This is a genomic window from Mogibacterium diversum (assembly GCF_938028775.1).
Lineage (GTDB): Bacteria > Bacillota > Clostridia > Peptostreptococcales > Anaerovoracaceae > Mogibacterium > Mogibacterium diversum_A.
In genome coordinates this window covers 29,575-55,128 of the sequence record NZ_CALIZG010000022.1, presented here as the reverse complement: position 1 = coordinate 55,128, position 25,554 = coordinate 29,575, and the positions used below count along the sequence as shown (strand labels likewise).

The following is a 25,554-nucleotide window of genomic DNA, read 5'->3' as shown; positions in this document are numbered from 1 at the left end:
ATATGTATTATCACGTTACTTTTACGAGTTTACGCAGTCTGTTCTTCTTGCGCTTCTCTTGCCTTATCTGCCTTGCTCTTTAGGAAGCTTGGCTGTAGTTCTGCGATTAGAATAGCGGCAAACATGAGTACGAATCCTATAGCCTTATTCACAGTCATCGTCTCGTTGAAGAATACCATTCCGAACACTATGCCGAAGATGTTCTCAAAGCTTAGTATGATAGATACACTTGTAGGTGACTCTGTCTTCTGTGAAATAGTCTGGAAGAGGAAGCAAAGTCCTGAACAAACTATACCTAGGTAAAGAACTCCAAAGATTACTTCTCCGTTAACCTGCACTTTCCCGAGATGTTCCTGTGTTAAGGTGAATCCCCATGCCAAGACTGCAGATACTATGAACTGTAGCATTGTGATGATTCCTGGATCCTTATCCTTACCCCACTTAGCAATAGCGATAATCTGAGCAGCCCAGAACAGTGAGCTTAGAATTGAGATACTATCGCCAAAGCTGATGCTAAATGTTCCTGCAACCGATACGAATATGATGCCGACTGCACACATTGTCGCAGCAACGATGTGGTACATCTTTGGTTTTTCTCTAAGAACTATCCATCCGATAAACGGTACAAATACGCAGTATGCGGATGAGAGGAAGTGGCTCTTTCCAGGCATCTCAAGCATAACTCCGATAGTCTGCGTGAAGTATGCACAGAATAAGCATACGCCGATGAAAATACCCGCCTTGATATAATCTTTATCTATAAGCTTAAGCTGCTTGCGATAAATAAGAGCTAGTATGACACTTGCAATCGTAAAACGTAGTGCAAGAAGCATACCTGGTGGGATAAAGTCCGTAGAGCCTTTAATGACTACCATCGAACTTCCCCATGCAACCGCGATAAATAGTAGTAAAAGTTTACCTTTAATGCTACCTGACTTCTGCATAAGACAACTCCTTTCATGTCTTTACTTTACTAGAAATAATTTCGTTATTATCTTGTCAGTATGACTTCAAAAAAACTCACAGAACCTCATAAAGATTCCGCAAGTTTATTATAATACATGTTTTTTAATTATTTTTCTTTTATTCGCAAAATTTATTCCTCAATAAAGTCCCGATATACATTAAGCCCATCCATGAACTTCGAGATACTAACTCGCCCTCCTGCTGGCGAAAGTCCTTCTTGAAAGTTGACTTCCATTTTGATAGAAAGATGATCAAATACATATTTTGCATATATCTGAATATCGTCCTGAACCATATCAATCTTTGCTGCCGCAACATTACTTAACGCTTTTTTAAGAGCCCTTCTTACTCGTTGTTCAACATTTTTTTCGCTATCTCCAAGTGATCGAGCAACGTCACCTAAAATATGCTTAGAATATGCACTATTGCTCTTCTCCATGCACGCGTAAATCTTGCGTATATCGTTAGTTCCTTTTTCCCCAAGTATGCCAAGCGATCCGAGCAGAACATCTAGCCAGTTTTGCTTCCTTTCAGCGGTCAATTCCCTCTTAGCTTGTACCCCGTCGCTAGAATTATTAACCTCCATGAATACATTTTGAATGTTATCCACAACTTTCTTGAGCCTTATTCTCTCAATTATGTTCTGGCACACGCGTTCAATCTCTAACACGTTAATCGGCTTGCTTACGAAGAACTCGACTCCTGCATCATAAGCCTGATTTACTAGAGACTTATCGGATAATTTAGAGATCATGATAAATGCCACCTCGCGATTGAACTTTTTAACTTCCTTAATAAAGGTGATTCCGTCCATCTCTTTCATCATGAAATCCACCATTATTATCGATGGATTTTCTTCTTTTATATCCTCAATCGCACACTCAACATCGGTGTTATATCCGATAACTGTACCGATTTTCCTCTCCGTAATTATGTGTTTCAGCGTTTTTACAACCGCTATATCGTCATCTAGGATGTAAAAATCCATCTGGTTTCCTCCTCAAAATTTCCCGGTGGTATCTCGATTACGAATCTAGTACCACCTTCTTTTCGATTCTTAACTTTGATTCTGCCACCGAAGTCATTCTCTACATAGTCTCGTACAAGCGAGAGTCCAAGTCCTCGCTGCACAATTCCTGTGTCCATGTTCATCTTGGTAGAATACCCTGGAAGAAATATTGTTTCGATATCCGCCTCATCGATTCCAGGGCCATTATCTTCGACTTCAATACGGTGACACGGTCCTAGGCTGCTGTGTCTGCACCAGGTAGCCATTACTCTAATCTCTCCATCAGAGCCTTCAAATGCTTCTAGCGCATTAACCGTAAGATTCCTTAGAACCGAAATCGTCTTGTAGCTCTCCTTGACTTTGAAATCTATGCGCTGATCTATATCAAACTTCACATTCATATGCTTGGTTAATGCAGTCTTCAAGACATTACTCTTCATGAACTTCAAGATTTCCGACATCAGAAGATCTGGCTCACCTTGAGAATTTCTATTTAGGTTGTCTAGCGTATCTAGAATCTCTTGATAGCAGCCTTTAATCTCATGTGTCCCTCTAGCTATTTCGAGAGCGCGTCTCGTGAACTCATCAGAAATCCCTGCCTCCTTCATGTCAGTATGTAGAGCGTATGCCTCTTTGAGGACGCGCTCTACATCCTCCTTATTGTTGAGTATAAATCTCATCTCATCAGATATAGTTACACTTTGATCCACCATGAATTGAATCTTGCGATTATGCGAACGCTCCGTCTGCACCTTTGTGTAATACTCCATACTGAGAATTATTGCGAGCGCTATTCCTGTCCTCGCCATCGCTATAATCATTAGTGTATTAAACATATCTGTTGATATGAAATTCCCATTTCTTATCAAAGACAGCACGTACACTTCTGATGCATTTCCCACAAAATCAGCTACGAAAATCGAGATACCAAAGTACATTAACGGAACTTTCTTGTCTCTATATACCACAAGGCATATCGTCATTATAAGACCATACGTAATAAAGAAAATGGCATCAGGAAAACAATTTAACGCATTTTCCTTGAAAGTCATACCTGCGCTCATCGACGTAATAAAACGGAACGTCGGAGAAAAAACTGCAGAGATGAGAGCTATTTGCATAGCAGAATATTTATCTGAAAAGCAAAAAATGAACAGATTAAGAACGATTACATCTATGGCGAACACGAATCCTGGTGCTACCTTGGGCGCATCTATGTTTATCTGCGCCGCGACTGATATAACAAGCGCAATCGCAAGCACGTTCTTGTGTTTATCTAGATAGTGATTCATTTCAGCTCCTTTGATCTTTGTGTATACAATAACAGTATATTATCTTGACCTGCTACTAGCAATAAAAAAATGCCTCGCCCCATTAAGGGGCGAAGCAAATATTTGATCACATTATTAAGAAATTTTTAGTCTTTTACTAACCTAAATAGCATTATAGATCAGTAAGTTTCGTAGTATACTACGCTCTCTTTCTTCTGTAGGAAACAACTCCTGCAAGAGCTGCACCTGCGAGAACAAGAACTAGAGCATATGTAAATGCATTTGAACTGTCGCCAGTCTTAACCACATTTCTGTGCACAGCACCAACTCTAGACATTCCTGGTCTTGATGCTGCACCAGCACCTGCTCCAGGTCTTGAGCTTACGCTCGATCCAGCACCTGCTCTTGTTACAGAGAAGCTTGTAGATGCAGACTCTCCACCTCTGAACTTAGCTTTGATTGAGTGTCTTCCATTACCAAGGCTTCTGATATAGCTCTCTCTTAGTGTTAGGACAACGCTTCCAGCCTTTGCTTCGTAGTTTGAAGGATCTACAGTCTGTCCATCAACTTCGATTCCCTGGAATCTGTCAAACACTTTGTCTCCAGCAGCATTCTTGTCTACTTCTGTATTCTCAATCTTGAATCCAAGATCTCCAGCACTCCATACGGCGTCCTTACCAACTGTGAAGTTATACCCTGTAGCAACTGGCGCTGGAGTAGCAGTCTTCTCGTAAGTGTATGTAATTGTATTGTAAGGGAATGCCTTTACGAATACAGTTGCACCATTTAGTCTTCCATCCTCCAGTGAATCTGGTGTTGCAAGCATTGCGTCTAGCAGAGCCTTATCTGGATCTGCTTTAACTAGCTTATAACCGTCGATTTCCTTTGCAGTTAGTCCAAGTGCGTATAGCTCATGGATTCCGTATGCCTTTACATGCTTTGGTTCAGCAATCTTGTTTCCGTTCTTATCAACGTAATTAACTGTGATGGTTCTCAGCTTAGTGTAGTCATCCATGTTGAATGCAGCATTAGAAGTATCTATTATGCCATCATTTCTTACGATTACAGTTGCCTTGAGGTTCTCGTCAAAGTTCTCCCCATCTGGTGCGAATGTTAGTGTAAATGTATGATTCATACCAAGTGCACGAGGAACGAGAAGCTCGATGTGCTGTTCGTTCTTTGAAGGTACATTTGGAAGGTACATGTTGCTCCACTGCCATCTGTAAGTTGCTCCGCACTCATATACTGGCTTAGCTGGCCACTCTGTTCCGTTTTCGTCAACAACCTTGACCTTCATCTTCTTGGCATCAAGATTAGTTCCACGGAGAACAGCATTTATCTTGAGTGATACGTTGTGACTCTTAACGTCTACTTCGTAGATTTCTGGAGCAGGGTTTTCATCACTTGCTCCGCTTACCATAACTGTAGATAGCGTCTTGTCTGCAGAGTTCTTTCCTGCAGGTAGAACGGAGACTATATCGTATCCCTTTATATATGTCGAATAAATCTGTCTGCCATATATTACAGGGATGATTCTGTATGACTCGGTTCTATCTGTTGCATTTGCTGGTAAATCAGCAGTTACAACTGCCTCAGTGTTGCTCTTCACATTAACAGTGAGGTTGTATGGTGTAACGTCACTGAGTGTAACGTCATTCTTAGCGACATTTACATTGAACTCAGGAAGTCCTGCTACGTTGTTCTTTAGATTGTGACCCTTAATAGTCGCTACGAGATGTCCTCCGTTCGAATCGAATGTAATCTTATTAAATTCCATCGAATCAACGTGTGCTCCATCTGTAATATAACGGAAGTGCTCTCCTGTGCCATCCATCTTGTATTTTAGGTATGCACCCTTATCATTCTTAAGAGCGCCTGCCTTGAACATTAGATATGAAGGCACCTTCTTGTCCTTATCAGCAAGCTGAATAGTTAGAACATTTCCCTCTAATGTTACTGTGTCGTTATCGGTGAGCTCAACCTTTTTGCTTCCTCTATCGGAAAAGTAGATGAATTTCTTGATATCCATCTGGCTGTTTAGAGAAACTGGTTTCTTAAATATAACGTTAAACTGACCATCTCCCATGTTATAAGCCGACCAATCATCGATATCTAGCGCAAATGTCTTTGCTCCTGCTGGAATAGCAGAGGTATCACCTGTCTGCTCCTGCGCCTTCGCCGCAACAGTTAATAGCTGTTCCTGATTGGACATATCTTTAATTGCAGAATAATTTACATTTCCTTTAGTTGCTACTCTTAGAGCGTAAGAAAGCGTTGATGTGCTGCTATTTGTAGGAAGCGTAAACTTTACCTTAGCGTGTGTGTCATCAACTACTTCAACCTGTGTAGGAAGCAGTGCATCATCCACAGTACCCTCTGGATTAACTTTATAAACCTTTGCCTTAAGAGCATCTACCTGAGTAAATCCAACACCGCTTAGCTCTGCAACTACTGCTCCGCCGTTTGAGTCTAGTGATGTCTTGTCATAGCTTACAGAGTTAACCTTTACCTCAGTTGGAGCAACTGGTGTCACACCTGTTCCAGGTGTAGAAGATCCTGACTTTCCTGCCTGTACAAGCGAGAATGATGCGTCAACATCCTCATAGCTGAAAGTATAGCCCTTCTGCTTCTTAATCTTATATGTTATCGAGTCTGTACTTGTATTTTCAGGAATCACAAGCTTGATAGTTCCTGTTGTATTGCTTGTCGCAACTAGCTTTGCCTCGATATTGGTCTTTGTTGAACCAGCATATACCTTTAGGTTGATAGGCTCCCCAAAGTCAAGGTTCTTACCAGTAACCTGAACGTTCACGGTCTTTCCTGCTGCCGGAACATTCTTATCAGCAACACTTAGTGATGTTATTCCCTTATCTAAAGAAATAGAATAACCAACTACATCACTAGTTGTAGGAGTTCCATCTGCTGACTTCAAAGCTCCTGCCTTGAATTTTAGACCGCTATAGTACTTATATCCCCCTGCTAGTTTAATCTTGACATTCTTTCCACTAGCGGTTACCTCATCTGAAGCGTCCAATGGGGTTTCCTGTCCGTAGTTTGTCAAAACAACCTTTTCTTTTGCATCATCAGCTAATGTAACATTGTCGCTAAATGTAACAGTTACAGTATCAGATGATGTCCACTTTGATCCTTCGATTATCGGTTTGAAATTAGCAGCTGAAACGCTCGGTAAAACAACTCCGCTCGTCATCAGCATTGCAACCGAAAGGACCATAGTTGAAAACTTTTTAATAAAGTTTTTCATGCTTTCTTTCCTTTCTTTCTCTTAATATGTGACTAATAACATAGACATTGTTATTCTAATACATTCACACAACTATCACTATTTGATTTATCTATAACAAAAGTCATAAGTATAGATATAATCTATACTTATGACTGCCTTTCTTCAACTCGTTAATATTTCAACGCTTTAAAAATTTAAAAAAATTTAGTTATTTTTTATCAGATTGTATTTGTTTACATAATTTCGGTACTATCGAGCACTATCGTGAACGGTCCGTCATTTAAAAGACTAACCTTCATGTCGGCACCGAACTCTCCACGCTCAACTACATTTACACGTTCCTTGCATCTCTCGATTATATATTCATATAAAGCATTTGCCTCATCAGGTGCACCCGCATCGATGAACGATGGTCTGTTGCCCTTCTTGCAGTTTGCATAGAGCGTAAACTGGGAGATGAGGAGAAGTTCGCCACCTACGTCATCTAGGGATAGATTGGTCTTTCCATTCTCGTCTTCAAATATCCTGAGCTTAATCATCTTATCTACCATCTTATCAGCGATAGCCCTGTCATCTTCCTTTGACACACCGATGAGCACCATGAAGCCCTTGCCTATCCTGCCCAGCTCATTTCCATCAACGACCACATCTGCATGTGTCACTCTTTGTATTACAAATTTCATATGTCCTAACAGCTCCTTATTTCCTTGATTTTTCGCGCATATTCTCATAAAATTATAGCATTATATAGATATAATTACACGAATAAGAATGTTCAATTGGAGGATATTATGAACCCATTTAAAAATACAATAGCACTAAACAAGATCAGAGCTGGCTTTCGTAAATACATGAAAAACGTACCTGCAATCAGGGCCGCACAGGCACAGAATGATCATGCAAAGGCACAGAGACTGATTAGGAAGGCGGAGGATGAATTTTGTGATTATACAGGTAAGACGCTCGGGATTACGGTTGACGTTATTAATCCAGAAAACATTCCTGCCAAGAGCCCTTTCCTCGTTGTTGCCAATCACCAAGGGTATGCGGACATATATGCGATGATTGCAGCTTTCCGTTCTACGCAAATAGGCTTTATCTCAAAATCTGAGACCAAGAAGCTCAAGCCACTCGCTGATGTTATTCGAGGCACACAGTCGGTGTTTATCGACCGCGGCAATCCTCGTTCTGCCGTAAAAACTCTAGCAGAGGTTACCGACCTATTCAAGAAAGGATATTCTTTCGTAATATTCCCAGAGGGTACGAGAAGTCACAGCAATGATATGGGTCATTTCAAGGAAGGTAGCTTTAAATTTGCACAGAAGGCTGGCGTTCCAATCGTACCAGTTTCGATTATCGATTCATATAAAATATTTGAGGAGCACAATACATTCACTGGCGGAACCATTAAGGTTGTAATACACCCAACTGTAGACCTCTCGGGCATGCCTAGGAAGGAGCAGCTTGCTGCGCAGCACGAAGTTGAAGATACTATAAGGGCTGGGATCGAGAAGTATCGCTAGATATTAACTGCGCTCTCTGAATAGGAACTAAGCTACTAAGTTTTAAATATTGGAATCACGATAAAACCACTGCAGCCGCGCTTGCGACCACAGTGGTTTTTGATTTAATTAGAATCGATATTTATTGAAATGATTCTCTGATTATTTATGCCCTCTTCCTTCTGTAAGTAGCAACTCCTGCGAGAGCTGTACCTGCGAGAACGAACATGATTGCAAATGCAACTGTGCTTGAGCTATCTCCTGTCTTTACGACCTTCGCACGCACTGGAGTCTTCTTAACTACTCCTGGTGTTCCAGGCTTTGGTGTCTTCTTTGCTCCTGCTACAGTGAAGTATGTAGTTGCTGGATTTCCACATCTGAACTTTGCCTTGATGGTGTGCTTTCCTGTGCTTAGGCTTCTGATGTAATTCGACTTAAGTATAAGTACGACACTTCCTGGCTGTGCAGTATAGTTCGCTTTATCTACGGCTTTGCCATCTATTTCGATTCCCTGGAATCTGTCGAATACTCTTTCGCCTGGCTGATTCATATCTACTAGAGGATTCTCGATTTTAAATAGCAGATCTCCACCATTCCATACTGCATCGTTACCAACTGTAAATCTGTAGCCATCTTCAGCATTGACAGGGTCTGGCTGAGGTGTTGGCTGTGGTGTTGGTGTTGGCACAACAGGCTGTGGTGTAGGCTGTGGCTGTGGTGTTGGTGTTGGCACAACAGGCTGTGGTGTTGGGGTAGGAACTACAGGCGTTGGCTGTGGTGTTGGCTGCGGCCTTACAGCATCATTCTCGTCTGCTTCCTGAATAAGTATAAATGACATAGTAGGTGCATCCTTAAAGAAATCATCATATGTCTTACCACCGTCAACTGAGTACTTAAATATGTAACCGAGTCTCTTTCCGGTCCTGTTCTCAGGAATTGTTACAGAGCAATTACCAGCAGTGTTGTCCTTTACATTAAGAGTTGCCTCTATATTCGTCGGCTTAAAGTTTGCTGTGCTGCCTCCGGATTCACCTGAATATAGCTTAAGCTTAATATCATGTCCATTATCAAGCTTTAAATTATATCCACTTGCACTTATTTTTAAGGTTTTTCCCTCCTTAGGAACCAAGTTAGTAGTTGGTACTCCTTCGTATTCAATGCCAACACGGCTAAGAGTCTTTTCTACCTTGACATTTGATACTCTAATATCTTCAGTGTTCTTTATGTTTTCATCATTTACATCTACTAAAGAACCCTTCTTGAATACCACACCTGTATACTCTTTCTTCTGTCCTTCTAGAAAACGTATAAAGATAGTGTCGTTTAGATATCCAAAGTCATCATTAGGTCCTAAAGCAACTTCCCTGCCATCAGAAGTTAGCAACTTTACACCTGCTTTGCGGTTCTGTGGAAATGGGTTAACTTTGATATTGCGATCGAACTTTACTCTAATCTCCTGTGGTGCAGCCCATCTTGCATCAACTGGCTTAGCATTGAAATCAGCCGCTGAAACGCTCGGTAGGAAAACGCCACTTGTAAGGAGCATCGTAGCCGATAAAATTAATGCTGAAAACTTCTTGAAAAAGTTTCTCATATTACGGTTCCTTTCGTCTTTCTTAATCATTTTGCTAATAACGTACTTGTATATTTTACTATAAATAAATATCCATTACCATAAATATGACTAAAATAGTCTTGATTAATCGTATTAATTATATTAAAGCGCTATAATTTTTCCATTTTAATACAATGCTAGAAAAGCACCGCATCCATTTAGAATGCAGTGCTTTGCGATTATATGATTCTTAAAAATCCATCTTTTTATTTTATCTATTAAACCCTTTTTCTTCTGTAATAGCAGATGCCTGCAAGAGCTACGATTGCCAAAATTAATGTAGCTTCATATGCAAATGCTATATTTCTGTCACCTGTCTTTACGACACTTCTATGAACTCGTGCTTTCTTAGCAATCACTAGGTTTTTAGCTTTGCTCGAAGCATTTACGATTGACCCAGAGTTTCTCTGTGAATTATTACCAGCAACTGTAAATCTAGCTTCAACAGCCCCATTCTGGAAGTAGATCTTTGCAGTGTGACTTCCGTTACTAAGAGTCTTGAGATAACTGGACTTAAATTTGAGTCTCAGGCTTCCTTTAGTCTTCGTATAATTATCAGCAGATACTAGAACTCCATCCACTGTAACGTGTGAGAAATTATCGTATGTATCTTCGTCGCTACTCTTTGCCTTTACTACTATTTCGAGAGCTTCATCACCGCTATTCCACTTTAGCGAATCCTTGTTTACAACGTAGTATTCTGCCTGCTCATTGCTGCCGTACTCGATTACGTTGTTGTACATAGACATGGTGTCCATCAGGAACTTAACCTTGTCTCCATCTTGGCTAAACTTAACCTTTACTGGCTTTCCTGCTTCATCGATGTAGTATACCTGCTTTACGGATTTTCCAGCGGGTACTTTGCGAGTTACTTCAAATGAACCATGTGCAAGTTTCGAGATTTCTACGCGCGCCATGTTAACGGTATCAATGTCGATAACCTCGTAATCTTTCCCTTCAAATCCCTTTACGGAGCCATTTGGAAGAACTCTCTCGTTAAGAGCGTACTTACCCTCTGTTCCGAAGTTGAGCCCTGTCAATTCCACGTTATCATCGTAAGTGGATATCACAGTGTCATGCTTGTGGTCATCTGCCTTGTCAAACACGATAAGAGATAGCACATTTCTACAGCTGAGGTGGTCATAAGGATGCTTTCCAGAGTTCCATTCCGACTTATCCTTTACAGTAAGAGGGAATGAATCCATCGCATATGTGCCTCCCGAAACCTCGATCATGTAGTTATTATCTTCAATCAAATCACACTCAATAAATCCATCCTCATCTGATGTCACCGTTACAGTATCAATTGGACTGGTGAGTTTAAACTTTACGTTCGGTGCCGGCACCTCACTGCCCTGCTTATCCTTATAAAATACAGGTAGCTGAACCCTTACTCGCTTATGATTATCCGTACCATCTGCAGGCTTAGTGCGCTTTATTAGCACTAGCTTATCGACGGTCTTACCGTCTATCTTGTAGTTCTGGGGCAGAGCTCCATCCTTATTTGAAGTGATATAGGCATTATCCATATCATATTCTTTGTCGTCGATAGAAATTATGTAGTTGTTGTCTTTTACTAAAGTCAATTCCTTTAGCTTCGAATCTGCAGAAACGGCATTAGTCTCATGCTGCTGCGTTGTGCTGTTATATACGGAGAACTTAACTGCCTTAGTAACTGGCACCTCCTTGCCGTTAACCTTTTCATATATAGGAAGATCCGCAAGCTTAACCTTTTCCGTCTCATACACCTTCGCATAATCAGACGGTTTGTATTTACCCTGTTCATTAGGCTTTACAGTTGGTTCGTCTTCCTTAGGACCAGATTTATTAAGCTTCTTCCATAGGTCTGGATAGATATAAATATCCATTACCGTAGCCTTGGTGAGGTTCGGTTCAAAGTCTGTCTCAGGATATGAGATATATACGTCATCTTCCGAGTACTTGCTTATATCGATACCGTTGATGATAATCGGTTTCTTTGCGTTAATGTCAAATACATTTCCTTTTTTTAACGAAACGTATACGTGCACATTCTTCTTCTGGAATTTAACGTCCACCTTGTCAGCATAGTCTGGTTTAGACGAAATTAGCTTTCCATCTGTCTCAGTTATATCAATGCTTAGAGATACATTGTTCTCTTTCGGCTTAGTATCCTCTCCGCTCTGACCGCCCTTCTTGATTAGCTCCCATGCCTCTGGATATATATAGAGGTCTAGCATAGCAGTCTTCTTGATTGAAGGGTCAAAGTCAGACTCTGGATATGAGAAGTAGACCAGCGAGTCCTTATACTTGTTCAACTCCACGCCGTTAATAGAGATTGGCGTATCTCCATCCACCTCAACCTCAGATCCTGGCTTAAAGATGATATTAACTTTTACAAACTTCTTCTCATGCTTTGCCGTAATCTCTTCGACATTGCTTGGCGCAACGCAAGTGATTTTGCCATCTGTGTCTGTAACCTTAATCTCTGTCCTCGCCTTATCCTCTGCAGCTACTGTCCACATAGTCGCTGGCATCATTGTAAAGACAAGCATTAAGGTCATCAGAGTAACTATGACTTTGGTTAAATTCTTTCTTAAATAAGTCATTTATTCTCCTAGCTTCCCTCTTAATTAATAGTAGTAACTAAAAAGCTCTTAATCATTGACTACTTTAATAAGCAATCTTGGATTAAGAGCTTTGAGCTTTTAGTTTACCATCCGCTTATAAATATTTTAAATAGATTATTTCAATATGAATGTCGGATAGAGGAAATTAACTCAATATTCATTCATTTTCATTATAGAAGTTCTATAATTCTATCGTTAAGCCTGTCATAAGTTTTTAAATCTTCGTCTGTTATTTTTATACCTGCATATCTAGCAAGTTCACACAGCATTTTAAATATATCTTTTGAATTTTTCCCTTCCAAATTGCATATCGATTCGTCTGTTATGCAAGTAATATTATGAGCCGCACGATTACGAACGCTCTCCTCTATATCTCTGATTTTGTAAATAATATTTTTTATACTTAAGTCGATTCCACCCTTGCCATTTTCATCAATAATTGCAATATAATCAAATGACTTTACATATTTATTGGTTTCTTTTACCCATGCTGATCCAGACCTCTTGTCAAATCTGACTAATGAATTTAAATCAACAATTTGCGTTTTCTTGATTATCATCTCCAGTAGCTTTAGAAACACGGGTGAAATAGATCTAATATAATCCGCGAATTCCTCTTTCTCTAGTTTGATTCTCATAATCATAAGATATTCAAAGATGTTCCAATGGTCGCCTTGCTTAATTGGATAAATATCGTAATTTACAGACTTTGCTTTCTTCTCACAGTTTGATTTATCAAGCTTTAGCCTAGCGGAACCAGCTTCTATTAGGGAAATTGCATCCTTACTAATGTAATCTCTGACACTATTAGCAACGTCTAATGCCGCTCTATAGTCATATGCTTCTATGTGCTCTTGTATGATGCTTGACTCATGCACTTATGCATTGTTCTTTCTTTTATCAATTACAGCTACAACTATAGCCAGAATTATGATAAGTAGCTCTATTAGCATAAGTTCAAACTGCAAGACAAGTAAAATACCTAATACTGGAAATAGCATAAATAACGCTACAATATAAGCTATGCAAAAACCAACCATACTTTCATCAGCATTTGAATCAATTCTACGCACAGTGAGAAGCAGATAAGCTAAAGTAAGTAATTCAATTAGTAGCATTCTCCTTAACATGGTTGCACTATATCCAGAACTCCAAACTATATAGTAGGCAACTGATTGTAGTATAAGCATTATACTGCTACATGTTAACATCATTTGATTTTTCTTCATTTTCTCTTTCCACCTCTATTTCTTTCAAATAACGCAGTCAAGATCTCTCAAGACCAGACTAATAAAGTTTTCGTCCCCTATCGGGGTTTTCGTTTTCTAATCCACTTTTATTTTCTAGAGTAATATTTAATTTACAGAACATAGTTCCTCCATACTACAAAATAATAAATAATACTGTAGTCTGATTATAGCATTTATGTATCTATTTAAATACATTTTAACCTTTTATACTATAAAAATTTTCTATTAACTTGTAATTTAATACATTGATATACAATCAGATTTAAAGTACTACACTCATATCAAAGAATACCTTAATCAAATTAATATTATTTTCGCACTTAAAAAGGATTGGACGAACCAATCCTTTTTGCTTATTTATTTTCTAATATTGTATGTCCCTTAGAGCTATAGTGTTTTCTCTTTAATTTTTAGAAGATGTTTCACACATATCTAAAGCGTTTACCATCTCCCACTATGATCGAACCCCTTAGATACATAGTTATTATCACCATTTCCGTTATTTGGCACGATTACACGGGAGTTATTCAGAATCTCAATCTGCTTCTTCATGTCCTTAATGCAGAGCATCGCTAGATTCATTCCGAAATCCTGTCTGAGCACTAGTCTCTGTACATCGATATCCTTGATATTCTCTGGCATTGGGTATGCAGGTACCATCCAGCCCTGCATACGGAGACGATCTGCCAGATCATAAAGTGTCCATTCCACATCGACATCGTCCTTAAGCTTCCAACAGATGATTGGAATCTGTTCTGCGCCCTCAAGCACCTCGAAGATTCCCATCTTCTCAATCTCGGAAGCCATGTATCTAGCAACCTCTAGGGTCCGCTCATGGATTTCTTTGTATCCCTTAAATCCATTTCTAAGCAGCATATAATATTGTCCGACAATTTGCGAAGCACTGTGAGAGAAGTTAATCGCCATAGTAGCTTCCTTTCCGCCGAGATAGCTTACCCAGAATATTAATTCCTCAGGGAGAGCTTCCTTACTGCGCCAGATTACCCAGCCAACTCCTGGATATACGAGTCCGTACTTATGTCCAGAAGTACTTATCGACCACACGTTCTTAAGTCGGAAATCCCACTCTAGTTCTGGATCGATAAATGGAGCGACCATACCACCGGAAGCAGCGTCTACGTGAATCCGAATTGGCATATCAGTATGCTCTTTATTGTATTTCTCAACAAGGTTATCGAGTGCCTTAACATCGTCATACTTTCCAGTATAAGTTATGCCCAGTATAGCCACTATTCCGATAGTGTATTCATCAACATAATCTATAACTGTATCCATATTAAGAGATAGATGATCAAGGTCGATTGGCACAGTTCTCATCTCGATATCCCAGTAGCGACAGAACTTCTCCCAGCACACCTGATAAGCCGATGAGATTACGAGATTCGGTCTTCTCTTGGTAAATCTATCTACACCAGCTGCATCTGCCAGCTTTTTCCATCTAAATAGCATTGCTAGTCCACCGAGCATGCACGCTTCAGATGATCCAACCGTGGAAGTTCCGAGTGGCTCTTCCTTTTTATCTACATTCCACAGCTTTCCAATAATATCTACACAGCGATTTTCAAGGTCCGCAGTCATAGGATATTCATCCTTATCAATCGCATTTTTCTCGAAATTCTCCGCCATCAGCTTTGTTGCTTCTGGTTCCATATATGTCTGGCAGAATGTCGCAAGGTTCTGGGTCGCATTACCCTCAACACTCAGATACTGTCTGATCATCTCTGCAGCTACTCCTGGTGCAACTGGCTCATCGTTTATCTTATCCTTTGGCATTGCAGCACCGCTAGTCTCTGTACCGAAAATAGGTGTGCGGTAACCCGTATCATCATTCAAAGAAGATAGACTATCATTCAGTTTTACTTCGTTATTTTCCGAATTTCTCATTTCCTTACCTCTTTTCATCATTAATTGACAATGGTTTAAAACATTTTACTATCTTTTATTTGAATACACCATATCTACTGATAAATGGTTACTTTTCATCACCTGTAGCTTTTCCGCTCGACGACCATCTATGCCTATTTGAATAGATAATCAATGGTGCAGCCATCGAAACGATAAAGCATACTATCAACACTATTTGATATACCCTGTTATCTGCAGCAGTAAGCTTCGATGAAGGGAAAAATGAAATGATTAAAGTTACAACAGTCATAAATAGTCCAACTGCAGCAACGACGATCTTTACCGCGCGTCCTCCAGGAATATGGAATTCACGCTTCATATCCCCCTTTCTTAGAATTAATACAAAGTAACCTAGGAAGAAGAGCACGTACGCAGCTAGATAAATTACAACCGTAAGACCAATCGCTGTTAAGTATCCGACTGATGAATCAGAACCTCCAGCGAGTGCAATCGAACCGCATAACACAGCATCCCATATTGTAACAATTACAGCCTGAAGCATTATCGTGAATACAGATACGCCGTTCTTATTAGTCTCTTCAAATCTTGCTGGTAAAATTCCATCATCAGCGGCTTCTAAGAGTGCCTTTGATGGTCCTACAATCCATGCAGAAATCTCCGCAAATACTCCAAGTGCAAGCAAGAGTGCAACTACAAATACGATCCATCTATACTGTTCTCCAAAATGATTTACATAGATATTCTCAAAAGTCTCAATTACACCATAGGAGAGATTTCCATTTAAAGTCTTAGCTGGAAGAGTAGTTGCAACTGCTAGACCACCAACGGCATCCAAACAGATAGTAAGTACCGTAAGCATAATCATGACTTCAGGATACATTTTGTTTGGCTCCTTAAGTTCATGAACGTGTGATGCAGATGCTTCAACACCCATATAAGCGAGGATGAATGAAGCAAATATTACAAGCGTCTTGACATCGGAAAAATCAGGTACTAACGATTTAACGCTTAAATCTATTTGCGATTTTCCACCAGTCATGAAGTAGGCAACTAAGCCTATATTCAAAATTAGGATAGGAACTGCAATTCCTCCAATCAATCCAATCTTAGAAATCTTCTCAGTGTACTTCGTTCCTCCAAGCTGAGCAAATGTCAAAACCCACACGATAACCGCAACGCCGATGAACATTGCTAATGGATTTTTATATAAAGCATCTACCTTAAATACATAGGCTAAAGCAGCAAGGATGAAGAAGCACATTGTTACAAATCCAACTGTTATCTGGAACCATTGAAAGAACAGAGCCGAAAATCCCCATCGCTGGCCCAGGGTATTTCCTACCCAAGAATATATGCCGCCTTTCTCCCAGCCTTCAACGGTTGCCATCTCAGCTGCACAAAGTGAAACAGGTAAAAACCAAAGCAAACCACCAACAACTAGGAAGAAAACCAGCTTAAACCCCGAAGATGCAAATGACGGATATTCATACACAGTCATGACCATCGAAGCAGTCATTGCGAAAAATCCAAAGACCCCAAGCTGATGAATCGCTTTTTTCTTATTCAGATCTCTATTACTCATAACAATTCTCCTTTCTGTCCAAAATCTTCATAACAGATAATTAGTAAATACAATTCGAATTGTTTTAAATCACTAATAACTTTTTACGGGTTTGGTATATACCCATAGACGGGTCATTTCAAGTCATAAAATTTTGTTTTTTTAAACATGCAGTAAATTTTTCATTCTATTAAAAAAAATTGTGAATTACCCTAAAATCGCTATTTTTTCATTAAAAAATGGCTGAGATTCTCTCTCAGCCATTACAAAATTATAATTGTTTTATACCAGCGTCATCTGCTCGCTTTCAGCCTTTTCCTTCTTGGTCATAGGCTTAGAAGCATCGTCCTCATCGAGGACCTTTGCAAATGATACGATTTCGTCACCAGACTCAACCTTCATGATCTTAACACCCTGAGTTGTTCTGCCTGACTTTGATATCTCGTTAGCTCTTATTCTGATAATTACACCGTTCGAATTGATCAGCATAATCTCATCATCCTTGCTTACGAGCGTTGCACCAACTAGTTCTCCAGTCTTAGAGAACTTAGTCTTATCATAAGTCGAAACTCCCTTTCCACCTCTGGTCTGAAGTCTATACTCGTCGAGGCTCGTTCTCTTACCGAAGCCCTTCTTAGTCATTACAAGCAGTTCGCGCTCACCTGTGCTGTCGAGCTCCATCGATACAACTTCATCATCCTTATCTAAGGTGATAGCTCTTACACCACCGGCACTTCTTCCCATGCTTCTGACATCATCCTCGTGGAATGTGATTGACTTACCCTTCTTGGTCACCACGTATACACTTTCTTCACCACTAGACTGGCTTACCGAGATGAGCTTGTCATCATCCTTAAGCGTAATAGCGATGAGTCCAGTCTTACGGTTAGTATCGAACTGAGACATAGGAGTCTTCTTGATAGTTCCATTTCTAGTAACCATGATTAAGTAATTATCGTCTGCAAATTCCTTAACCGGTATAACCGCAGTTACTCGCTCGCCCTGATCGAGGTTGAGGAAGTTAATAACTGGAGTTCCCTTCGCAGTCCTCGATGCTTCAGGAATCTCGTAAGCCTTAATCTTGTATACCTTACCGAGGTCAGTAAAGAACATCAGATAGTCGTGAGTCGACGTAATTATGAGATCCTTTACAAAGTCAGAGTCTCTAGTCGTGAGTCCCACTATTCCCTTTCCACCGCGGCGCTGTGCCTTGTAAGTATTCTCAGGAACTCTCTTGATATATCCGAGATGTGTGAGCGTAACTGCAACATCCTCTTCATCTATCAAGTATTCCTCATCTATTCCGCCATCATCAGCAACGATTTTGGTTCTTCTGCCATCACCGTACTTCTGCTTGATTTCGGTAAGCTCATCCTTGATAACACCCATCAGCTTGTGCTCGTCAGCGAGGATTGATTTATAGTAAGCGATCTTCTGCATGAGTTCGTTATGCTCGTTCTCAATCTTCTCACGTTCCAGACCCTGCAGTCTAGCTAGTCTCATGTCTAGGATAGCCTGAGCCTGAATCTCACTTAGACCGAATCTCACCATCAGCTTTTCCTTAGCATCATTGTAGCTGGAACGGATTACCTTGATTACTTCGTCTATATTGTCGAGCGCAATCAGTAGGCCTTCTAAGATGTGTGCTCTAGCCTCAGCCTTAGCGAGGTCGAACTTCGTTCTTCTGGTAATTACAATCTTCTGATGCTTTAGATACTCATCGATAATCTCGTGCAGCTTGAGAATCTTAGGCTCACCATTAACTAGAGCGAGCATAATCATGCTGTAAGTACACTGCAATTGAGTATGCTTATATAGTCTGTTGAGGATTACATTAGGATTTGTATCCTTCTTGAGCTCGATTACAATTCTCATTCCCTCTCTGTTAGATTCATCTCTAATAGCGGAAATTCCATCGATTTTCTTATTTCTAACGAGGTCAGCCATAGATTCGATGAGTCTCGCCTTGTTAACCTGGAAAGGAATCTCAGTGATTACTATTCTCATCCTACCGCGAGCAGTTTCCTCAATCTCACTCTTGGATCTTACTGTAATCTTACCTGTTCCTGTCTCATAAGCTTCTCTAGCCGCATCCCTTCCGAGAATGCTTGCACCCGTTGGAAAATCTGGTGCCTTTATAATCTTAATGAGCTCATCATTACTACAATTCTCATCGTCGATTCTCTTAATACAAGCATCGATTGTGTCGCTTAAGTTATGAGGAGGAATGGAAGTCGCCATACCCACGGCGATACCGTTAGATCCATTTATAAGCAGATTAGGTACTCTCGAAGGGAGAACAACTGGTTCCTTCTCCTCACCGTCGAAGTTATCTGTAAAATCAACAGTGTCTTTCTCAATGTCGCGAACCATCTGTAGCGAGAACGGTGACATTCTAGCCTCCGTATAACGCATCGCAGCCGCTCCGTCTCCGTCAACAGAACCGAAGTTACCATGTCCGTCTACTAGCGGATATCTCGTCGAGAAATCCTGTGCCATCTTAACCATGGCATCGTAAATTGAGCTGTCACCGTGAGGGTGATATTTACCCATTACTTCTCCGACAATACGCGCCGATTTCTTGTGCGGCTTGTCAGGAGTAATACCTAGGATGCTCATTCCATATAGAATTCTTCTGTGTACTGGCTTGAGTCCGTCACGAACATCTGGGAGTGCACGTCCGACAATAACGCTCATCGCGTAGTCGATATAAGAATTCTTCATCTCATCATATATTTCATGAGTGATGATTTTGCTATCTTCTAAAAGCGTAGTCATTATATCTCCTTAATGTCCATTAAATATCTAGTGTTGCGTATCTTGCGTTGTCTTCAATGAACTTCTTTCTTGGCGGAACCTTATCTCCCATCAGAGTTGTGAAGATTTCGTCTGCAGCTGTTGCATCATCAATCTTAATCTGCACAAGAGTTCTGTGGTTATAATCCATAGTAGTCTCCCATAGCTGATTGAAGTCCATCTCACCAAGACCCTTGTATCGCTGTATTTCAATCTTAGCATTCTTGTTTTTAGCTTTTAACTCAGCGAGTAATTTATCCTGTTCAGCATCTGAATAAGTGTAGTGAATTTCTTTTCCCTGCTTAACTCTAAATAAAGGTGGTTGAGCTGCGTACACATATCCGCCTTCGATAAGAGGTGTCATGAATCTGTAGAAGAATGTAAGAAGCAGCGTTCTGATATGAGCACCATCGACATCGGCATCAGTCATTATGATAATCTTGTGATATCTGAGCTTTGTGATATCGAAGTTGCTTCCCACTCCGCATCCAAATGCAGTTATCATGTTCTTAATCTCATCTGAATTAAGAATCTTATCTTCTCTTGCCTTCTCAACGTTGAGAATCTTACCTCTTAGCGGAAGTACAGCCTGACGATTACGGTCTCTTCCAGACTTAGCGCTACCGCCGGCAGAATCTCCCTCTACTAGGAAAATCTCTGACAGAGCTGGGTCTTTCTCCGAACAATCAGCTAGCTTACCAGGTAGAGAAGTTGTCTCGAGTACCGAAGTCTTACGAGTAATCTCTCTAGCCTTTCTAGCAGCCTCTCTCGCACGAGCAGCCTTGAGGCACTTATCTACGATTAGCTTTGCTTCCTTTGGATTCTCATCGAGGAAGAAAGACAGATTCTCGTTCATGTTGCTCTCAACGAATCCTCTAACCTCGCTATTTCCTAGCTTAGCCTTAGTCTGTCCTTCAAACTGAGGATTTGTCAGCTTAACACTTACAATTGCTGTCAGACCTTCTCTAACGTCTTCACCCTGAAGAGAATCATCGTTATCTTTAAGAAGCTTAGTTCTTCTCGCATAATCGTTGATAGTTCTAGTGAGAGCAGCTCTAAACCCAACTAAGTGGAAACCACCTTCGATAGTGTTTATATTATTTGCATAAGAAAGTGTGAGCTCACTATACCTGTCGGTGTACTGCATAGCAACCTCTACCTCGTATCCGTCATTCTCATATTCAAAGTAAAAAATCTTGTTGTTGATTAATCCCTTATTCTTGTTGAGATACTGAACGAACTCTATGATTCCACCTTCGTAGTGGAAACTCTCTTTCTTCTTTCTACCTTCTCTCTTATCCTCGATAGAAATTCTTAGACCCTTGTTGAGGAAAGCCATCTCACGCATACGTCTCTGAAGTGTATCGTAATCAAAGACAGTTTCATCAAATATTTCTGCATCTGGCCAGAAAGTTGTTTTGGATCCTGTATCCTTTGAAGTTCCAATAATCTCTAGCTCAGTAACTGTCTTTCCTCTCTTATACTCCTGCTTATAGAGATTACCATTTCTCTTAACCTCTACAATCATATGAGTAGAAAGTGCATTAACTACAGATGCACCTACTCCGTGAAGACCTCCAGAAACCTTATATCCGCCATCTCCAAATTTACCACCTGCGTGCAGCTGAGTATGAATAACTTCAACTGCAGGAATTCCAAGCTTAGGGTGAATATCTACTGGCATTCCTCGTCCATCATCGGTAACGGTTATTGAGTTATCTTCATTTATCGTAACAGTGATGTGCTTACAATACCCAGCGAGTGCTTCATCGACAGAGTTGTCAACAATCTCATATACGAGATGATGGAGTCCTGCAGGTCCAGTACTACCTATGTACATACCAGGTCTAACCCTTACAGGTTCTAGTCCCTCAAGTACGGTAATCTGGGAGGCATCATATTTATTTTGCTTATTTTCTGCGCTCATATTGACCTTCCTTTTTATATTTCTAACCCATTTATTTTAGCATAGAGGCTTTAAAATATCAATAAAGGTAGTTTCACCCTTTTACAGAATAAAACTACCTTAAATCGCTTATTTTTCGATATTTTTATATTTTATAACTCATTTATTCTAAATTTTGTTCCAAAATTATACAAGTGAGCCACTTTTTACGTTAAATATCTTTCCTTCTTTCATACCATGAAGGAGTTCCGAATTAACCTCGGTCGACGTAAGAAATAACTGAACATCTTCTATCTCATTTAGCAGATAACTCTGTCTCTCTCTGTCGAGTTCAGATAATACATCATCCAGAAGCAAGACTGCGTTCTCACCCAAAATCATCTCTGCGAGCTGAATTTCAGCAAGCTTTAGAGATAGAGCAACGGTCCTCTGCTGACCTTGTGAGCCAAACTTCTTGGCATCTATTCCATTGATATAAAAATCAAGGTCATCTCTATGAGGTCCTATACTGCAGTGACCATTGTAAATATCTCGTTCACGGGAATTTATAATTTCATCTAGGATATTCTCAGCTGCTACCGATTCAACATATTTTATCTCCAAAGTTTCTCGACCTTTTGAGATGTTGTTCTGTATCTTGGAAGCTTTCTCCGATAGCATCTCCACAAATTCACGGCGAATTTTGATAATTTCACTTCCGTATTTTGCAAGCTGCATATCGTAGATTTCAAGCATATCTCTCATCTTAGTTTCACTACCATTTGCTTTTAACTGCTTGATAAGTGAATTCTTCTGCTTAAGAACATCTTTATAGTTACGTAGCGCTTCGAAGTAGCTAGGTCTAAGCTGACTAATCTCTTTATCTATGAAATTTCTGCGCTTTTCTGGGCTGTCTTTTATTATTCTTAAATCATCTGGCGAGAAAACCACAACTACGAGATTATTTAATAGTTCTGCAGTTCTACTGAGAAATTTATTATCCTTCTTAATCATCTTTTTACCACTATTATTGATGGTAATACTAATTTTCTTATCTATATCTTCGCTAACTGCTTCGACGGATACGTTACAGTTCTCCTCTCCAATCTTGATGAGATCCGTAGAATTGCTCGTACGAAAAGAACGCGCAAACGCGCAGAGATATATGGCCTCTATGAGGTTTGTCTTACCCTGCGCGTTTTCACCTATTATTATATTTCTTTTATGGTCGAACTCTACCTCAAGCTCGCCATAGTTTCTGAAATTTTTTAACTTTAAACTATTTACTCTCATCCACAGTTTCCTATTACTAGCTAATTCTTACAGGAAGCACCAGATATAGATAAGTGTCTCCCTTTAGTGGAGTTATGATGCATGGCTTTACACTATCGCTCATGCTTAGGATGATTTCTTCATCGTCGATCACTTTTAGCACATCCATCATGTATCTTGAGTTGAATCCAATCTCGAGGTTATCTCCCTCTTTCATAATCTCAACCATTTCTTTTATGCTGCTCTTCTCAGAGAGAGAAGTTATTTCAATCTGATCATCCTCGATTTTCATCTTTATGAGATTATTATTCTGAGCAGAAGCGATGATAGCAGCTCTATCGATGCTCTTCATAAGCTCTATTCTGCTAGTTCTTATCTTGATGCTGCTCTCAGCCTTGATAATTCTATTGTAATCTATATATTTTCCATTGAGTGTGTTTAAAATTACTCTGTTGTTATCGAAGAGCATTACTACCTTGTTATCCACAATCTCCATGAATAGCTGTTCATCATTATCATCGTCACTTATAATCTTTGACACTTCCCCTAGAAGCTTCGCAGGAACCACGATGCTGAGTTTTTCATCAGTATCTACCTTTGCATTGTAAATAGCCATTCTAAATGTATCCACTGCTACCATGCGAAGGTTTCCATCACCAAGCTCGATGAGGATACCCGTAAGTACTCCGTTAAGCTCGTCAGCGCTTGCAGAGAACGAAGTCTTGCGAATTAAGTTTTTTATATCTTTCTTGGAGAGAATAATCTTCTGACCTTCTCCAATATTGAATCTTGGAAATTCATCTGCTGAGAAACAATTAAATGTAGATGAAGATTTGCCACTGTTAATCTTGATCTGATTCTTTTCATGATTGTAGTCCATCAGTACTTCCTCTTCAGGAAGCTTATTAACGATGTTGGCAAAATTCTTTTCTTCTATAACAAATGAAACATCACCTTCACTATCAACAGGAATATTCGACTCGATAGTCATGTTAGTGTCTGTTGCTGTCAGATACATTCTATCACCCTTAGTCTCAATAAGTATTCCTTCTAATATAGGTGAAGGCGTTCTTGTTGGAATTGAGTGAGATACATTGTTAATAGCTCTATTAAGTTCATTTCTTGTGCAGTATATTTTCATAGAAATTCCCTTTCTTTATATATTATATATTTAGTAATAATAGTAGGGGCTGTTGATAATGTGGATAACTTTCTTTTTGCTTATATTATCTCGCATCTAGTTCAAAAAGTATATTGATAACCCCTGATGATAACTAGTTAGTAAAATATGGATAATTAAACTTCATGAAAAATTAGTTGTTCACACCTATAAATCATGCTTTTTAAGTTTCTTGTTAATCTCATCTATATCATATTTGATTAACTCATCTTCATGGTACAGATTCTGTATTTTATTACAATTACTCATTACAGTCGAGTGGTCTCTGCCACCAAATATCTCACCTATCTTAGAAAACGAGAAATCAGTACTCTCTCTACATAGATACATAGCAACCTGCCTAGCAAGTGCAATTTCAGCAGTTCTACGCTTAGAGTCGAGGTCTGAAACCTTGATATCGTAGTAAGAAGCTACTGTTGATCTAATTCTCTCTGGAGCGATTGCCTTATCTGTATCTCTATAGATATCCTTGAGAACTATCTTAGCAAAATCAAGATCAATCTTATTGTTCATAATCTCGGAGAAGCTTATCATGCGGTTCATAGCACCTTCTAGCTCTCTGATATTATACTTGATTTTCTCAGCGATTAGATTACATACCTCTTCAATATCACTATCCAGTTCTATATCAGCAAGTTCTATCTTTTTCTTAAGAATCGCTACTCTTGTTTCAAAATCAGCAGGCTGAACGTCAGCCGTTATTCCAAATCCAAATCTAGTAGTAAGTCTTTCATCGAGCTTCTGTAGGTTGCTCGGTGGTCTGTCACTAGATATTACAATCTGTTTGTTGTTCTCGTATAGAGTGTTAAATGTATGGAAGAACTCTTCCTGAGTAGCTTCCTTACCTTCCAAAAACTGGATATCATCTATAAGTAGTATATCTATATTTCTATATTTTTCTTTGAACTGATTGGTATTCTGAGTATTTATCGCCTCTATAAGTTCATTCGTGAAAGTCTCGGATGATATATACAGAACATTTGAAGTAGGATCATTCTTTATAACCTGAATTCCAATTGCCTGCATGAGGTGAGTCTTACCTAGTCCGGATCCTCCATATAGGAAAAGAGGGTTGTAAGCTTCCGCAGGTGACTCTGCAACAGCGAGTGATGCGGCATATGCGAATCTATTATTACCTCCAACAACGAAGTTTTCAAAATTAAATTTAGGATTAAAAAGCTTAGAATTATCCTTATAAAGCGACTTTCTTACTTTTTTCTTCTTATCAATCTTGTTACTCTTATACTCATCCTTTGACTTTATGATAACTTGAAAATCATCCCCGAGCATTCTCGAGAATATATCTTCGATTTGAACAATGTATTTCTCTCTAAGAAATTTGATAATGCTGATGTCTTCGAGCTGGATATAAATTATCTTATTATCGACATCGAGCTTGTAAAGAGATAAATCAGAAAAGAACATGTCGAAGCTTAGCTTGCTTGTAGACTTTTTGATTTCCTCTATGAACGAATCCCATATCTTGTTAGTGTCCAATGTACAGCCT

Annotated in this window: 17 protein-coding genes; 1 reads left to right on the top strand and 16 read right to left on the bottom strand. The window is 39.6% G+C overall.

From position 1 onward, the window contains the following. Positions 1-29 precede the first annotated feature (29 nt). The 5 genes from Q7O90_RS05820 to dtd form a co-directional block, all read right to left on the bottom strand. Positions 30-944, bottom strand: a complete 915-nt coding sequence (locus Q7O90_RS05820; protein WP_304128542.1) for a DMT family transporter — start codon at positions 942-944, stop codon at positions 30-32. Between the two features lie 152 nt (positions 945-1,096). Continuing rightward, the gene (locus Q7O90_RS05815) at positions 1,097-1,954 is read right to left on the bottom strand and encodes a response regulator (RefSeq protein WP_304128541.1); all 858 of its coding nucleotides are present in this window, start codon (positions 1,952-1,954) and stop codon (positions 1,097-1,099) included. Beyond that, positions 1,936-3,267, bottom strand: coding sequence for a sensor histidine kinase (locus Q7O90_RS05810; protein WP_304128539.1), 1,332 nt, complete (start codon positions 3,265-3,267; stop codon positions 1,936-1,938). Before Q7O90_RS05810 ends, Q7O90_RS05815 begins: the two co-directional genes overlap by 19 nt. A 178-nt stretch (positions 3,268-3,445) precedes the next feature. Beyond that, positions 3,446-6,508 carry a MucBP domain-containing protein gene (locus Q7O90_RS05805; protein WP_304128537.1) on the bottom strand — a complete coding sequence of 1,021 codons (3,063 nt, stop codon included), beginning with the start codon at positions 6,506-6,508 and terminating at the stop codon, positions 3,446-3,448. A gap of 215 nt (positions 6,509-6,723) precedes the next feature. Then, the gene (dtd, locus tag Q7O90_RS05800; protein ID WP_273279800.1) at positions 6,724-7,173 is read right to left on the bottom strand and encodes a D-aminoacyl-tRNA deacylase; all 450 of its coding nucleotides are present in this window, start codon (positions 7,171-7,173) and stop codon (positions 6,724-6,726) included. Positions 7,174-7,281: 108 nt separating this feature from the next. Here dtd and Q7O90_RS05795 point away from each other — a divergent pair, with 108 nt between their 5' ends. Beyond that, positions 7,282-8,013 (top strand): lysophospholipid acyltransferase family protein, encoded by a 732-nt coding sequence (locus Q7O90_RS05795; RefSeq protein WP_304128535.1) that lies wholly within the window; start codon positions 7,282-7,284, stop codon positions 8,011-8,013. Positions 8,014-8,158: 145 nt separating this feature from the next. Here the strand turns inward: Q7O90_RS05795 and Q7O90_RS05790 are convergent, their stop codons facing one another. From Q7O90_RS05790 to dnaA, 11 genes are all read right to left on the bottom strand, one after another. Continuing rightward, complete coding sequence (locus Q7O90_RS05790) at positions 8,159-9,586, bottom strand: hypothetical protein (protein WP_304128533.1); 1,428 nt, start codon at positions 9,584-9,586, stop codon at positions 8,159-8,161. Positions 9,587-9,825: 239 nt separating this feature from the next. Next, the gene (locus tag Q7O90_RS05785) at positions 9,826-12,195 is read right to left on the bottom strand and encodes a hypothetical protein (protein ID WP_304128531.1); all 2,370 of its coding nucleotides are present in this window, start codon (positions 12,193-12,195) and stop codon (positions 9,826-9,828) included. 191 nt (positions 12,196-12,386) lie between these two features. Next, complete coding sequence (gene csm6 / locus Q7O90_RS05780; RefSeq protein WP_304128529.1) at positions 12,387-13,094, bottom strand: type III-A CRISPR-associated CARF protein Csm6; 708 nt, start codon at positions 13,092-13,094, stop codon at positions 12,387-12,389. Continuing rightward, a complete protein-coding gene (locus Q7O90_RS05775) occupies positions 13,095-13,445 on the bottom strand; it encodes a hypothetical protein (protein WP_304128528.1) in 351 nt (116 codons plus the stop codon). 462 nt (positions 13,446-13,907) lie between these two features. Continuing rightward, positions 13,908-15,371: a glutamate decarboxylase gene (locus Q7O90_RS05770; RefSeq protein WP_304128526.1), complete on the bottom strand. Its 1,464-nt coding sequence runs from the start codon at positions 15,369-15,371 to the stop codon at positions 13,908-13,910. An 88-nt stretch (positions 15,372-15,459) separates the two neighbouring features. Next, positions 15,460-16,935: an amino acid permease gene (locus Q7O90_RS05765; RefSeq protein ID WP_304128524.1), complete on the bottom strand. Its 1,476-nt coding sequence runs from the start codon at positions 16,933-16,935 to the stop codon at positions 15,460-15,462. A gap of 261 nt (positions 16,936-17,196) precedes the next feature. Further along, a complete protein-coding gene (gene gyrA / locus Q7O90_RS05760) occupies positions 17,197-19,692 on the bottom strand; it encodes a DNA gyrase subunit A (RefSeq protein ID WP_304128522.1) in 2,496 nt (831 codons plus the stop codon). A 19-nt stretch (positions 19,693-19,711) separates the two neighbouring features. Beyond that, complete coding sequence (gene gyrB / locus Q7O90_RS05755; RefSeq protein ID WP_304128521.1) at positions 19,712-21,637, bottom strand: DNA topoisomerase (ATP-hydrolyzing) subunit B; 1,926 nt, start codon at positions 21,635-21,637, stop codon at positions 19,712-19,714. 165 nt (positions 21,638-21,802) lie between these two features. Beyond that, a complete protein-coding gene (gene recF, locus Q7O90_RS05750) occupies positions 21,803-22,888 on the bottom strand; it encodes a DNA replication/repair protein RecF (protein ID WP_304128520.1) in 1,086 nt (361 codons plus the stop codon). A gap of 16 nt (positions 22,889-22,904) precedes the next feature. Next, positions 22,905-24,008: a DNA polymerase III subunit beta gene (gene dnaN, locus Q7O90_RS05745; RefSeq protein ID WP_106057757.1), complete on the bottom strand. Its 1,104-nt coding sequence runs from the start codon at positions 24,006-24,008 to the stop codon at positions 22,905-22,907. 186 nt (positions 24,009-24,194) lie between these two features. After that, entirely contained in the window at positions 24,195-25,544 is a 1,350-nt protein-coding gene (dnaA, locus tag Q7O90_RS05740) for a chromosomal replication initiator protein DnaA (RefSeq protein ID WP_304128518.1), read from the bottom strand. Positions 25,545-25,554 lie beyond the last annotated feature (10 nt).

What these genes read in the sequence shown, in the direction of transcription:
- Q7O90_RS05820 (WP_304128542.1), bottom strand. Translation starts at nt 944, where the DNA reads ATGCAGAAGTCAGGTAGCATTAAAGGTAAACTTTTACTACTATTTATC.
- Q7O90_RS05815 (WP_304128541.1), bottom strand. Translation starts at nt 1,954, where the DNA reads ATGGATTTTTACATCCTAGATGACGATATAGCGGTTGTAAAAACGCTG.
- Q7O90_RS05810 (WP_304128539.1), bottom strand. Translation starts at nt 3,267, where the DNA reads ATGAATCACTATCTAGATAAACACAAGAACGTGCTTGCGATTGCGCTT.
- Q7O90_RS05805 (WP_304128537.1), bottom strand. Translation starts at nt 6,508, where the DNA reads ATGAAAAACTTTATTAAAAAGTTTTCAACTATGGTCCTTTCGGTTGCA.
- dtd (WP_273279800.1), bottom strand. Translation starts at nt 7,173, where the DNA reads ATGAAATTTGTAATACAAAGAGTGACACATGCAGATGTGGTCGTTGAT.
- Q7O90_RS05795 (WP_304128535.1), top strand. Translation starts at nt 7,282, where the DNA reads ATGAACCCATTTAAAAATACAATAGCACTAAACAAGATCAGAGCTGGC.
- Q7O90_RS05790 (WP_304128533.1), bottom strand. Translation starts at nt 9,586, where the DNA reads ATGAGAAACTTTTTCAAGAAGTTTTCAGCATTAATTTTATCGGCTACG.
- Q7O90_RS05785 (WP_304128531.1), bottom strand. Translation starts at nt 12,195, where the DNA reads ATGACTTATTTAAGAAAGAATTTAACCAAAGTCATAGTTACTCTGATG.
- Q7O90_RS05775 (WP_304128528.1), bottom strand. Translation starts at nt 13,445, where the DNA reads ATGAAGAAAAATCAAATGATGTTAACATGTAGCAGTATAATGCTTATA.
- Q7O90_RS05770 (WP_304128526.1), bottom strand. Translation starts at nt 15,371, where the DNA reads ATGAGAAATTCGGAAAATAACGAAGTAAAACTGAATGATAGTCTATCT.
- Q7O90_RS05765 (WP_304128524.1), bottom strand. Translation starts at nt 16,935, where the DNA reads ATGAGTAATAGAGATCTGAATAAGAAAAAAGCGATTCATCAGCTTGGG.
- gyrA (WP_304128522.1), bottom strand. Translation starts at nt 19,692, where the DNA reads ATGACTACGCTTTTAGAAGATAGCAAAATCATCACTCATGAAATATAT.
- gyrB (WP_304128521.1), bottom strand. Translation starts at nt 21,637, where the DNA reads ATGAGCGCAGAAAATAAGCAAAATAAATATGATGCCTCCCAGATTACC.
- recF (WP_304128520.1), bottom strand. Translation starts at nt 22,888, where the DNA reads ATGAGAGTAAATAGTTTAAAGTTAAAAAATTTCAGAAACTATGGCGAG.
- dnaN (WP_106057757.1), bottom strand. Translation starts at nt 24,008, where the DNA reads ATGAAAATATACTGCACAAGAAATGAACTTAATAGAGCTATTAACAAT.